Origin of the sequence: Nostoc sp. PCC 7524 (assembly GCF_000316645.1) — a bacterium.
In the GTDB taxonomy this organism is placed as follows: domain Bacteria; phylum Cyanobacteriota; class Cyanobacteriia; order Cyanobacteriales; family Nostocaceae; genus Trichormus.
In genome coordinates this window covers 4,875,049-4,887,956 of record NC_019684.1, presented here as the reverse complement: position 1 = coordinate 4,887,956, position 12,908 = coordinate 4,875,049, and the positions used below count along the sequence as shown (strand labels likewise).

The following is a 12,908-nucleotide window of genomic DNA, read 5'->3' as shown; positions in this document are numbered from 1 at the left end:
TAAGCCGATCAAACTAGGAAATTGACGTTAAATGTTGCCATAATGCCAGAAGTTGAACTAAAGCCGTGTTTCCTGACTCCTAGAAGAGTTAAACTAGAATATCCCTTGTTTGTATATTTGCCGGGGATGGATGGGACTGGTCAACTATTGCGATCGCAAACTACAGGGTTAGAAGTTGGCTTTGATGTCCGTTGTTTAGCAATACCACGGCAGGACTTGACGAGTTGGGACATCCTCACAAATAACGTTTTGGATTTAATTCACGCGGAATTAGAAAAAAGTTCCCAGAGAGCAGTTTACCTGTGTGGTGAGTCCTTTGGCGGTTGCTTGGCGATGAAAGTAGCCATTGAATCACCACAATTGTTTAAACGCATTATTTTAATTAACCCAGCGTCAGCTTTTGGGCTACGTCCTTGGTTAGCTTGGACATCCCAACTGGTAAATTTAGTTCCAGAATGTGTTTATGATGTTGGCGCACTGGGGTTGTTACCATTTTTAGCATCTTTACCCCGGATTTCCCGGAGTATTAGATATGAATTACTGAAAACTATGCGTTCTGTACCACCAGAAACAGTGAATTGGCGACTATCTCTGTTGAGAGAGTTTCAAATTGATGAAGAAAAGCTACGTTCTCTGGAGCAAGCAGTATTGTTAATTGCGGGTGGTAGCGATCGCCTGTTACCTTCAGTCAGTGAAGTCAAACGTATAGCGAATATCATACCCAATAGTAAAACGGTTATTCTACCTGAATGTGGACACGCTTGCTTACTAGAGCAAGATGTTAACCTCTACGAAATTCTTCAGGCTCATCACTTCTTAGAGGAGAAATACCATAAACTTCATCAGTTGAATATACCTTAATTGAAATTCAACCTGAGAGTGAAACCTGCGGTAATTTTCCATCCTATGCAACAATCATTTGCACTGGTTGGGAGATGTCAACTGGGGTAATTTTTCATTACAACCTAAATAGAGAGGCTGTAATGAGGATAATTGTTAAAGATGTCAGAAAAATCGCCACTAAAAAACACAAATATCAAACAATCAGTTGATTCCCATACAAATCAAAAACCCGAAGCAGATAAAAATCAACCATCTGTCATAGATAATTTGGCTGAAACTGCTACTAATACTGGTAAAGCAGCTATAAAAACTGCATTTGAATTAGGAACAACAACAGCAAAAACTACACATAATCTCTTTGAACAAGCAACTCAAATCACAGGTAAAGTCATTAATCATATTAATAAAAATTGGCTGATTAGAAGAATATCAGGCTTTTTAAACCTCAACTGGCTCATCGGTGCTAGCGAAAATGTTGATTTAGAACAAGCTAAAATTGCTGCCAACAAACTCAAGCAGAAATACCCCCAAGAATCCCCAAGGGAAATTGCCCACCGCATCATGATGGAAAAAGCCACTAAGGCTGGTGGAATTGGTTTAGCCAGTAGTATTTTGCCGGGAGTGGCAGTTGCTTTGTTAGCAGTAGACTTGGCAGCAACTATGAAATTGCAGACAGAAATGCTGTATCAAATTGCAGCTGCTTATGGGCTAGATTTACAAGATCCAGCACGTAAAGGGGAACTATTAACAATTTTTGGCTTGGGTTTAGGTGGGAATCGTCTTCTCAAAGCCGCAGGATTAGTTTGGTTGCGAAATGTCCCCTTTGCGGGTGCAGCGATCGCAGCTAGTGCCAATGCCACCATGAGTTATTCTTTAGGATATGCCGCTTGTCGCTTTTATGAAGCCAAACTAGATGAATCAGTGTCCCTAGAATCACCACAAACACTGGTAAACTTAAAAGCAGAAAGCGAACAATATTTAGAAACTGCGATCGCTCAACAAGCAGTAATGGATCAAATATTAGTCCACATGATTCTCGCCAGTCACCCGGAAAAAACTTGGCAACAAATCTTACCCCAACTACAAGGCGCTAATCTCAGCCCCACTTCCTTATCAGCGATCGCTAATAATATCAAATCACCCCAACCCCTAGATCAGCTACTCAATCAACTAAACCGTGATTTTGCCGTACCCTTACTAGCACAGTGCCGAAGAATCGCCCAACTAGACAATCAGACTACACCAGTAGAGCAAGAAATTATCACTGCGATCGCGAACAAATTCGATATTGATGTTGAGTCAACAATGATTCTATAGTATTTTCTGCTAGCGATCGCTCTAGCTCTGTCAATTAGTAAAACTCTCTTCTGACAAACATGACTGCACAGACACTTATACTCTCTTAAAGCGTCTTCTTGTAAGAGTATAATCGCGTCTCTACCGACTATTGACTAATCACTAATGACTAACTCATTACCAGAAATAGCAAAAATTTGGCAGCAAACTCTCAATTGGCAACCTAATGACGCACAGCAGGCGCGATTTCAGCAGCTTTATGAATTAATTTTAGAAGGGAATCGTCAGTTAAATTTAACTCGCATTACCGAACCTCAAGAATTTTGGGAAAAACACCTTTGGGATTCTTTGCGGGGAATTGCACCACAGCAAAAATTTATCTCCTCCCTCGAAGCGGGTGCATCTGTGATTGATATTGGTACAGGTGCAGGTTTTCCAGGTGTACCTGTGGCAATCGTTGCACCTAGTTCTAAAGTTACACTTGTAGATTCAACCCGGAAAAAGATTACTTTTATCGACAAAATCTTGAGTGAATTGTCACTTAATAATGCTACAACTGTGGTTGCTAGAGCCGAAGAAATTGGTCAGCAACAACAGCACCGAGAAAAGCATGATATAGCGTTAATTCGTGCCGTTGGTAATGCCTCAGTCTGCGCTGAATATACCTTACCTTTAATCAAACCAGGCGGTTTAGCCGTAATTTATCGCGGTACTTGGACAGAAGAAGAAACTATAGCTTTGCAAAATGCGGTTCAGCAGTTAGGCGGTGAAATTGAATCTATTGAACAGTTCGTTACTCCCCTCAGTAATAGCATTCGCCACTGTTTATATTTGCGAAAGATAGCAACCACACCTGCTAAATTTCCCCGTGTTGTCGGTGTACCAACTCAAAAGCCACTTTAAGAAGCAAGGCAAGTATCCCAATTGTTTGAAATGCTAAACAAATAGCTCTCATTAAGCCTCTGTGTAACTTTGCGTGAACCTCTGCGCTCCTCTGCGTTTAAACATAAAATCTTTGGGATGCTTCTTTATTAAAAGTCAGCAGGGAGTGGGGAATAATCTTAATACAAACCTAGACTCAAGCTAAATTCTGGCAAGACATCTTCACCTAGTAATTCTGTAGGTAAATTCTGCACTTCTACATCTTTTCCTAGGCGATAAATCTCAACTTGCTGCTGTTGAGGATTAATCAACCATCCCAGTTTTACCCCTGCGTCCATATATTCCTGCATTTTCTGGTGTAGGGTTTCTAAATCATCGGTTGCTGACCTTAACTCAATCACAAAATCCGGCGCAATGGGGGGAAATTTACGTCTTTGTTCGAGAGTTAATGCTTCCCATCGTTCACGCTTTATCCACGCCACATCAGGAGAGCGATCGCCCCCATTGGGTAATTTAAATATAGTAGAAGAACTAAAAGTATAACCGAGTCCCGTTTGTCGATTCCAAATGCCCAAATCAATAATTAAATCTGCCTCGCGATTGCCACTTTCTCCCCCTACAGGTGGCATAATAATTAATTCTCCGGTAGATGTGCGTTCAAATTTTAATTCCTGGTTATTTTGACATAACTGATAAAACTGTTCGTCGGTGAAATGAACAGTATCTAGTTTTAATTTGAAAGGACTAATAACCATATCAATAACCTAGTTAATCATGGTTTTTTCAGCGTTAATTTAATAATTCATCTACTGCAACATTAAAACCTGCAAGTACAGTTTGAGTTTTCACTACTTCACCAGATATAAAGACAAGGCGCTGATTTTTAGTAATTACAATAATCCAGTAATTTTCAGGAAAAACTAACCAAACTTCTTCACTACCAGATTGCAAATATTCTTGAGATTTAGCAATCATATCTTCAGCCAAATCTGTAGGGGAAATAATTTCAGCTATCAAAGGAAAACTTTGGGGTAAAACCGCAGGTTCACCCAACTGCTGCATCAGTTCTGGGGTGAGATAAGCCACATCGGGACGACGACCTTGTTTATTCGTAAGACAGGGTACTTCTGTATACACTTCACCACCTTGTCCACTAACATCTTTATAATTTCTCCAATAAGTAGCTATTTTTGCCTGTATGCGACTGTGTTTTAATGTCACTTCATCTTTCTCCAGTAATTCCCCATTCACCCATTCTGTACCTTCTGGGGGACTTTGCAGCCAATCTTCTAGAGAATAATCTGTGGTGACATTTTCTTTAACGGGAGTGATAACCATGATTTTTTATACTCATGAAAAGTATACTTTAATGATAATTTATCTCTAGGTTGTATATCTAATTTTGAATTTTGAATTACTTAGGACGGGGAAACCCCATCCTAATAATTAACTGAAATTAACAAGAAAGGCAGGAGGCAGAGGGCAGAAGGCTTTTATGTTTATCTTCTGTCTGATGCACAAGCCTTCTGGCGACCGGAAGGGAGCAAGGGTTTGAGTCCCCCACTGAAATCTTCTCTACGAGACGCTGCGCGAATGATTCAGTGGTACTTATTTGGTGGGGGTCTGAATCCCCCACCAAATTCTTTCCTTCTGCCTCCTGCCTCCTGACTTGAAAGAGCAGGGGGAGCAGGGGTAGCAGGGGAGGCAGGGGGAGAAAGACATCTTTCATGTTTGACTGTGAAACTTGCTTCATGGGGACTGCCTTCTGCCTTCTGCCTTCTTTTCAACCAAAATGTTTGATAATTGCGTCGGCAAATTCAGAACATTTGAGTGGTTCTACAGCTGGTTCAAGTAACCGTGCTAAGTCGTAGGTAACTTGACCATTAGCGATCGCATCTCCTAAACCCTTCTTAATGAGGTCTGCGGCTTCTTGCCAACCCATATACTCAAACATCATCACCCCAGACAAAATCACCGAACCGGGGTTAATTCTGTCTAAACCGGCGTGTTTGGGTGCTGTGCCGTGGGTAGCTTCAAAAATGGCGCAAGCGTCACCAATATTTGCGCCAGGCCCCATACCCAAGCCACCAACAATAGCAGCAGCCGCATCAGACAAGTAATCACCGTTTAAGTTCATTGTCGCCAGAATCGAATACTCATCTGGTCTGGTTTGGATTTGTTGGAAGATACTATCAGCAATCCGGTCATTGACCATGATTTTCTCTTTCCACTTACCGTTACCGTGGCTTGACCAAATAGCATTAAGAACTGTTTCCACTTCCTTGACAATTTGGGTTTTCTTCTCTTGGGTAAGAGCATCAAAACCAGGATCAATCAAACGGGCGTTTTCTTCTAAGGAAATATTGGGATTTTTTTCTTTGTTGCTTAAAATCCAAGATTCCCGTTCAGTAACGCACTCTTGACGAAATTCGGTGGTGGCTAGTTCGTAACCCCAATCACGAAATGCGCCTTCGGTGTACTTCATGATGTTACCCTTATGCACCAGCGTTACCTGTTGCTTGTTTTTAGGTAATAACAAGGCGTGTTTGATGGCACGACGCACAAGACGCTGTGAACCGGTTTTACTGATGGGTTTAATCCCGATACCAGCATCGAGGGGGATTTGCTTTTTACCGTGTTCTGGGGTGGCGGGGATGAGTTCTTTGTTGAGGATGGAGATGAGGCGATCGCCTATTTCACTACCTTGCTTCCACTCAATCCCCAAATAAATATCCTCTGTATTTTCCCGATAAACAATCACATCAAGCTTTTCGGGATTTTTGTGGGGTGATGGCGTACCCGCATAATAACGGCAAGGACGCACGCAGGCATATAGGTCAAAAATTTGTCTGAGTGCCACGTTTAAAGACCGGATACCACCGCCCACAGGAGTAGTCAAAGGGCCTTTAATCGCAACACCATACTCTTTAATAGCCGTCAAAGTATCCTGCGGTAAATACTGATAAGTACCGTATAAATCACAGGCTTCATCACCAGCGTAAACTTTAAACCAACTGATTTGACGTTTGCCCTGATATGCTTTAGCTACCGCCGCATCTAGCACTTTTTGCGTAGCTGGCCAAATATCAATACCAGTTCCATCGCCCCGAATAAAAGGGATAATGGGATTGTCTGGTACAACAGGTTCACCATTTTTGAAGGTAATTTTTGCGCCTGTTGTTGGGGGGTTAATCTTGTCGTACATACTTCACACACTCCACAAAGATACGCCGCCAGCGAGAAGATTCTTCTTGTCTTGGCTTGCAAATTTTACTGTAGATATTGGGGATTGGGGATTGGGGAATTCAGGAAGGCTTCTTCCCTGTCTTTCTTGTCTCCTCCCACTTCCCTACATTCTTCCTAGGCTCTCATCCCCTGATTGATGTGCAGATTTTCCCCCTATTCCTCTTTTACAGCATTTGGGGATTTTTCAGTATAGGATTCAGCGAACTGCCGCAATTCTGTACGATCAAAAATAGTAAACTACTTTTCGCTATCAATGCTTTGTCATCGATAGAGGTTGATAGCCCACTGCTTTTTCACTGACCGCTAACACGAGTAATGGCATGACAGACCCAATGATATTATCAGGCACTGCTAATAACATCGACTCCCTCCGAGAAAAGTTAATCGCTGGGTCTATGCAAGTTCAACAACAGATCATCCCACAGTTAGCTGATTTGGGTAATGAGGGATTAGATGTGTTAATGCAGTTTTTATTGCAACGTCGTGACAGCCCAGCGACTTGGGTTGATGGCAAAGCCTACCAAGTTCTCTACAACTCTGATGCACCTCAAGCCCAAGAATTCTTGAAAACTTCTTTTCCTGAAGGCATTGTACCTCTAAAATCAGACGCAGGGGTTAATTATCACCCTTTGCAACAGTTACTCGCTGCTCAAGACTTCCAAGCTGCTGATCGCATGACAATCGAAAAAATGTGTGAGTTGGCAGGCCCTACAGCCCTACAAAGAAAATGGCTGTATTTTACTGATGTAGAAAATTTTCCCTCTGTAGACTTACATACCATTAATAATCTCTGGATAGTTCACTCGGAAGGTAAGTTTGGCTTTTCTGTACAGCGAGACATTTGGTTAAGTTTGGGTAAAAATTGGGACAATTTCTGGCCGAAAATTGGCTGGAAAGATGGTAACAACTGGACAAGATACCCCAATGGATTTACTTGGGATTTAAGCGCGCCTAAAGGTCATTTACCCCTATCTAATCAATTGCGAGGCGTGCGTGTAATTGCTTCTTTATTTGCTCATCCTGCTTGGTCTAAGTAATTTAGTAAAAATTGAGTTCATTATGCACAATACGGATAAACAAGACATGGAAGATGAACTACGTTCAGAGTACGACTTAAAAAGTCTCAAAGTCAGAAAGTTAGGTGCTGCAAGAAAGAGTTTTGGTAACGATATAGTACGTTTAGAGCCAGATGTAGCAGCAATATTTCCTAATGCTGAAGCAGTTAATGAGGCTTTACGCTTTTTGATTAGAGTGACGCGAGAAAATCAACCAACTTAAATTGACCAAACAAGTTTATTCTTGGTCAGAAACGGTTAACGAATTGCACAAGTGAAAAGTACAAGTTTACTATCACTAATTCTAAATATCAAATTGCATCATGGCAAAAGTTGTTTTAGAAGATATTAAGCGTAGATTTAACAACACCACCGCTATCGAGGATATTTCTTTTGAAATTCCCGATGGCGAGTTTTGGGTTTTAGTCGGCCCTTCTGGATGCGGTAAATCTACAATTTTACGCACGATCGCAGGTTTAGAAATTGCCACATCTGGCAAACTCTTTATTGGCGATCAGTTGGTGAATAATGTCCCAGCCAGAGCGCGAGATGTGGCGATGGTGTTCCAAAATTACGCCCTGTATCCCCATATGACGGTGGCTGAAAATATCGCCTTTGGGTTGAAAATGCGGCAGGTTGACCCGAAAATCATTCAAGAACGGGTGGTAAATGTGGCGCGATCGCTATCTTTAGAACACTTATTAGATCGTAAACCCAAACAACTCTCTGGTGGGCAACAACAACGGGTAGCATTAGGTCGAGCGATCGCCCGCGAACCACAGGTATTTTTATTAGATGAACCTTTATCTAATTTAGATGCCAAATTGCGAGATGATACAAGAGCCGAATTAAAGCAGCTGCATCAAGAATTAGGCGTAACAACTATTTACGTTACCCACGATCAAGTCGAAGCTATGACTTTAGCAGATAAGATTGTGGTACTCAATCGGGGCAGGATTCAACAAATTGGTGATCCCCAAACTATTTATGCTCGTCCTGCGAATCAAATGGTGGCGACTTTTTTAGGTAGTCCACCCATGAATATTTTGCCAGCAATCTATAAAAATGATGGTTTTGATGTGAGTGGGCAGTTAATAGAAATTCCAGCATTTTTGCGAGAAAATTTACAACTACCTCCAGGACAAAGCGTTGATTTGGGTATTCGTCCCGAACATATTGCTATTAACACTGAATCAGAACTTAACAACCAACAACCAGGGACTTTATTAGTTGATGTTAAGGTAGTAGAGCCTTTGGGAAGAGAAACTTTAATTCGTGTCGGTTTACCTGGCGCGATGACAGTTTTGAATATTCAGGTGGGTGGTGATGTGCGTCCCCGTTCAGGCGATCGCCTGTCTTTACAACTAGATTTAAATCAATTGTTTATATTTGATCCTAAAACTGGAGATAGAATTTTACCTCAAAACTGATTGCTGTTTGCCATCAATTTCAAATTAAGCTAGTAAAACATTTTTACGTAAGTAACTCGGTGGGAAAAAACAAAACTAAGTTAAGAAAGGTAAACAAAGCTATAACCCTCTTCCCTCCTGCCTTCTGCCTCCTGCCTCCTGCCTTGCCATAGTGATAATTTTTAACACTGAGCTACTTAGTGTTTCATTAACCTCAACTAACTAAGGCTAAGGGTTGTTGGGGAATTTCTAGATAAAATTCACAACCCTTTCCAGGTTCAGAAATACACTTAATTTTTCCGCCGTGTTTTTCTACAACAATCTTATAACTAATAGATAGACCCAAACCAGTACCTTGTCCGGGTTCTTTGGTGGTAAAGAAGGGTTCAAAAATGCGCGATCGCAAATTGTCTGGAATTCCACAGCCATTGTCAGCAATACTAATCCCAATAGTATGCTCTTCTGTAACTTTTGTAGAAATTATAATTTGAGGGTTTATATTAATTTCATTCCAGAATATTTTATGTTCTATAGCATCAATAGCATTATTGATGATGTTCATAAATACCTGATTCATCTGGGCAGCATAACACACAATTTCGGGTAAATTACCATATTCTTTAATGACTTCAATTGCCGGATAATTAGTCTTGGGTTGCAGCCGATGTTGTAATATCAAAAGGGTGCTGTCTAAACCTTCATGTAGGTTAACAGGTTTCATATCGGCTTCATCAAGTCGAGCAAAAGTACGTAATGACAAGACTAACTGAGAGATGCGTTCTGCACCTGTTGTCATTGATGCGAGAATTTTGGGTAAATCATCAGTAATATAATCTAAATCTAAATTCGCGATTTGTTGTTGAATTATTGTTGGTAGATTGGGACAGTTTTTTTGATATGTATCTAGCAATTTAAATAAATCATTTGTGTGTTCATTAATGTAGGTAATATTACCGTAAATGAAACTAATTGGATTATTAATTTCGTGCGCTATCCCAGCAACTAATTGACCCAAACTAGCCATTTTCTCACTGTGAATTAATTGGCTTTGAGTTTCCTTTAATTCTTTAAGTGTTTGTGCAATTTCTTCCTTTTGACGCTGAGTTTGTGCAAATAATTCTGCTTGCTGAATCGCTACTCCCAACTGAGTGCTAACTTGAGTTAGTAAGTAAACCTCATCTTCTTGCCAATTTCGCATCTCAGTATTATGATAAGCGGCTAGTAAACCCCACAGCTTTTGACCGTGATAAATGGCAATAATCACATAAGCTTTTGCTTGATAAGCTTCTAATACTTTGATATAGCAGTCGCTAAAACCAGCACTATAAATATCATTACAAACGCGATAAACCTCGCCTTTAGTGAAGCGTCCACCTTCTGTATCTTGTAAATAAGTATCTACTACAGGGGTTTTAGCTAAATCTTTGGCGCTGCATTCGCTAACGTTTTCTCTTAATTCTGGCCGTTGTGATTGTTCATCAATTAGGGAAATCCAACCTTCACCTACAGATTCAAATACAAACTCTCCAGTCCAATCGGGATTGAAGCGATAGATAGCTACGCGATCAGTCTTGATCAGCTTTCTAATTTCTGCGGTACTAGCACGGAAAATGGTTTCTAAATCAAGAGACTGGCGAATTTTTTCAATAGCGATCGCTATGGTTTTTTGCCACTCTACAGATTTTTCTTGAGCTTTGGTTTGTGCTATTTGTGCTGATTGTACTTTGACTTGTTCTATGTAATCTGCTTGCTGCAAAGCAATTTCTAAATGTGTGGCGATGAGTTGCACAAACTCAATTTCTGAAGTTTCCCATTGCCGAGAACTACTACATTGATGTATGCACAATAAACCCCATAATTCTTTACCTTTCAACAAGGGAACAGCAAGATTGGCAAGGACTTGATATTTTTCTAGTATTTGAACTTGACAATCGCTAATTCCATGTTCATAGATATCAGTCAATACTTGAATCCGCCCTTGCTGATAGATTTTTGCTAATTCCTCAGCTAAACCATGAACGCTAAATTTATCTGTTAGTGGAGAACTCCATCCATCTCCCACATCTTCACAGATAAATTCTCCCTGCCATCCCAACTCAGGATAAAAACGCAACACTCCCACTCTATCAGCCTTCAAAGACCGACGTAGTTCACTAACCGTGATTTGAAAGATACTATCTATGTCTAGAGACTCACGAATCTTGGCTATGACTCTAGACAATGCTGTTTTCATATTAAATTGATATTCCTGTTGCTCTGATTTTAGTTGTATGGGTTGCATTGCGGAAGAGTTATCCATTCGCGGTGAGAGTTCAAATATCAAAAGTCTTCTATTTTAAAATTCCCTTAAGCAGAGTAAATATAACAGTTTGTAAATATTCTCAACCTCAAAGTGAGTGCATACTGGGGAATGGAGCTACGTCGCAGGCTTTACGCACTCAAGAAAGTCAGATGCTAAAAATCTGTTGAGAATCACGAAAAACTCAAATCTGGCACATTCGTAGGGTGTGCCAGTTATGTAAGTCCTATGTATCTAATTTGCTGTCAAAATTGAGGGACACGATGTTGATGTACCGTGTCCCTACTGAGAGAAATATGTTTGAAAAACTGCGCTGTTTTGACAACTCGTGAATCATCGCCGCTTAGGAGTGCTGCGACGGAGTTCACGTTTTTCATTTTCTTGAAGACGGCGATCGCGCCAGTCTGCCAAGGTTAGATAACCAACGCCACCAGTCACTAATACCAGTAACACCAAGGCAAGTAAAGCCAAAATACCTAAGAATGGACTTTCCACAATCCCTCTACAGTCCGTTACGACCCCATACTACCATTGCAATTGACCAAGTAAACACAACTAGCAGTGATACCCAACCCAATGTCAAAATCGCCATAGTCTTACTTTTGAAATGATTTACAAAACGTCTCTATATTTATCATACTGGGGACTGGGTACTGGGGACTGGGGACTGGGCAATTTTATAATTTTTCTATTAACTCAGGATGAATCTTTTCGTTAATCATCGGGATCAGAGGAATCGGGGCAAGGGGGAGGACTTTCCCCATTTCTCCCTCATCTCCCACCCTACGGGTAGGCTTATACCAATTCGCAATTCGCAATTCGCAATTCGCAATTAAAAAACTTAGATGCAGCAAAACTTTCAGGGTTTACATCTGTATCAGGTTTTTCGTGAAATGGGCTTACGCCATCGTCAGATAAGCAAGCTACATCTCCCCCACTCCCCACTTTCCACTCCCTACTCCCATTTACATATGAACCAAATTTTTGATCAGCAAATGATGGCAGAACGCTTAGAATCCCTGAAAGCCGGAATTATTGGGGGTTTGTCTTTGGGTTTGGCTTACTTAATTACAAGTCTGATCAATACCCTAGTCCTAGCAAAGTATTTTCCGATACTCGTAAGTTTGCAAAAAGATTTTAATGGGGACTGGTTGCTGAGTGGAGCGATCGCGGGTTTTTCTGGGTTACTATTTGGTGCTACTTACCGCTATATTATCCGCAAAGATCACAACCCACATTTAAAATCTGGTGGGGTGTTGGCTTTTGGCTTGGTACGAGGTTTAACCCAGATAGAATTGGGTTGGAATGCTAGCAGTACAGTTTTACCCTTTGTAGTCTTGGCTAGTGAAAGTATATTGTGGTTTGCCATTGCGGCGATCGCTCTTGATCAGGCGCTTCAATTTGCCTGGGTAAAACCTTTTAGTCAATAGCAATTATCTAAAAAATGAACTGAAGACAACAGATGATAGGATTTGGATTGTATTGGCATCAATTCCGAATCCTATTATTTATGACGTTGGCACTAGGCATGATTGAAGTTTACGGTGTTCCCACTGCTATAGAAGTGGGTGATGCCATGTGTAAAGCTGCCCGTGTCACCTTAGTAGGATACGAAAATACTGATTTAGGACGAATTACAGTCCTGATTCGCGGAGAAGTGGGGGAGGTAAATGTGGCTGTCAAAGCTGGATTAGAGGCAATAAACCGAGTTCATGGCGGTGAGTGGCTTGCTGATCACATTATCCCTCGACCCCATGAAAACTTAGAATATGTTTTACCTATTGATCACACTGCCAATATAGAGAATTTTAGTGCAGATATCCGGTTTCCCCCACCCTTATCGGTGTGAGTAGGGAGTATGGAGTAAAAAGTAGGAAG

General features: G+C 41.0%; 14 protein-coding genes. 8 read left to right on the top strand and 6 right to left on the bottom strand.

All coding sequences use genetic code 11. The annotated features are described in order from the left end of the window. Nucleotides 1-42: 42 nt before the first annotated feature. From NOS7524_RS19720 to rsmG, 3 genes are all read left to right on the top strand, one after another. On the top strand, nucleotides 43-861 hold the full coding sequence (locus NOS7524_RS19720; RefSeq protein WP_015140247.1) for an alpha/beta fold hydrolase: 819 nt from the start codon (nucleotides 43-45) through the stop codon (nucleotides 859-861). Nucleotides 862-1,002: 141 nt separating this feature from the next. Beyond that, complete coding sequence (locus NOS7524_RS19715; RefSeq protein ID WP_015140246.1) at nucleotides 1,003-2,160, top strand: hypothetical protein; 1,158 nt, start codon at nucleotides 1,003-1,005, stop codon at nucleotides 2,158-2,160. Nucleotides 2,161-2,304: 144 nt separating this feature from the next. Next, the gene (gene rsmG, locus NOS7524_RS19710) at nucleotides 2,305-3,042 is read left to right on the top strand and encodes a 16S rRNA (guanine(527)-N(7))-methyltransferase RsmG (protein WP_015140245.1); all 738 of its coding nucleotides are present in this window, start codon (nucleotides 2,305-2,307) and stop codon (nucleotides 3,040-3,042) included. A 158-nt stretch (nucleotides 3,043-3,200) separates the two neighbouring features. Here rsmG and NOS7524_RS19705 read toward each other — a convergent pair whose 3' ends face one another. The 3 genes from NOS7524_RS19705 to NOS7524_RS19690 all read right to left on the bottom strand — a co-directional run bounded on the left by NOS7524_RS19705 (nucleotide 3,201) and on the right by NOS7524_RS19690 (nucleotide 6,226). Beyond that, entirely contained in the window at nucleotides 3,201-3,776 is a 576-nt protein-coding gene (locus NOS7524_RS19705) for a Uma2 family endonuclease (RefSeq protein WP_015140244.1), read from the bottom strand. Nucleotides 3,777-3,810: 34 nt separating this feature from the next. After that, nucleotides 3,811-4,359, bottom strand: a complete 549-nt coding sequence (locus tag NOS7524_RS19700) for a Uma2 family endonuclease (protein ID WP_015140243.1) — start codon at nucleotides 4,357-4,359, stop codon at nucleotides 3,811-3,813. 445 nt (nucleotides 4,360-4,804) lie between these two features. Next, nucleotides 4,805-6,226: an NADP-dependent isocitrate dehydrogenase gene (locus NOS7524_RS19690; RefSeq protein ID WP_015140242.1), complete on the bottom strand. Its 1,422-nt coding sequence runs from the start codon at nucleotides 6,224-6,226 to the stop codon at nucleotides 4,805-4,807. A 361-nt stretch (nucleotides 6,227-6,587) separates the two neighbouring features. Between NOS7524_RS19690 and NOS7524_RS19685 the strand changes: the two genes are divergently transcribed. The 3 genes from NOS7524_RS19685 to NOS7524_RS19675 all read left to right on the top strand — a co-directional run bounded on the left by NOS7524_RS19685 (nucleotide 6,588) and on the right by NOS7524_RS19675 (nucleotide 8,752). Further along, on the top strand, nucleotides 6,588-7,304 hold the full coding sequence (locus tag NOS7524_RS19685; RefSeq protein ID WP_015140241.1) for a GUN4 domain-containing protein: 717 nt from the start codon (nucleotides 6,588-6,590) through the stop codon (nucleotides 7,302-7,304). Nucleotides 7,305-7,326: 22 nt separating this feature from the next. Then, complete coding sequence (locus NOS7524_RS19680) at nucleotides 7,327-7,545, top strand: hypothetical protein (RefSeq protein WP_015140240.1); 219 nt, start codon at nucleotides 7,327-7,329, stop codon at nucleotides 7,543-7,545. A gap of 100 nt (nucleotides 7,546-7,645) precedes the next feature. Continuing rightward, entirely contained in the window at nucleotides 7,646-8,752 is a 1,107-nt protein-coding gene (locus NOS7524_RS19675) for an ABC transporter ATP-binding protein (RefSeq protein WP_015140239.1), read from the top strand. Between the two features lie 193 nt (nucleotides 8,753-8,945). Here the strand turns inward: NOS7524_RS19675 and NOS7524_RS19670 are convergent, their stop codons facing one another. The 3 genes from NOS7524_RS19670 to petN form a co-directional block, all read right to left on the bottom strand. After that, entirely contained in the window at nucleotides 8,946-11,030 is a 2,085-nt protein-coding gene (locus tag NOS7524_RS19670; protein ID WP_015140238.1) for a GAF domain-containing protein, read from the bottom strand. Between the two features lie 333 nt (nucleotides 11,031-11,363). Beyond that, complete coding sequence (locus NOS7524_RS30205) at nucleotides 11,364-11,525, bottom strand: hypothetical protein (RefSeq protein WP_015140237.1); 162 nt, start codon at nucleotides 11,523-11,525, stop codon at nucleotides 11,364-11,366. 7 nt (nucleotides 11,526-11,532) lie between these two features. Next, nucleotides 11,533-11,622 carry a cytochrome b6-f complex subunit PetN gene (petN, locus tag NOS7524_RS28830; RefSeq protein ID WP_010998401.1) on the bottom strand — a complete coding sequence of 30 codons (90 nt, stop codon included), beginning with the start codon at nucleotides 11,620-11,622 and terminating at the stop codon, nucleotides 11,533-11,535. A gap of 379 nt (nucleotides 11,623-12,001) precedes the next feature. Here petN and NOS7524_RS19665 point away from each other — a divergent pair, with 379 nt between their 5' ends. Both NOS7524_RS19665 and NOS7524_RS19660 read left to right on the top strand, forming a co-directional pair. After that, on the top strand, nucleotides 12,002-12,460 hold the full coding sequence (locus NOS7524_RS19665) for a hypothetical protein (RefSeq protein ID WP_041555859.1): 459 nt from the start codon (nucleotides 12,002-12,004) through the stop codon (nucleotides 12,458-12,460). Nucleotides 12,461-12,540: 80 nt separating this feature from the next. Beyond that, entirely contained in the window at nucleotides 12,541-12,879 is a 339-nt protein-coding gene (locus NOS7524_RS19660) for a carbon dioxide-concentrating mechanism protein CcmK (RefSeq protein ID WP_041555858.1), read from the top strand. The last annotated feature ends 29 nt before the right edge of the window (nucleotides 12,880-12,908 follow it).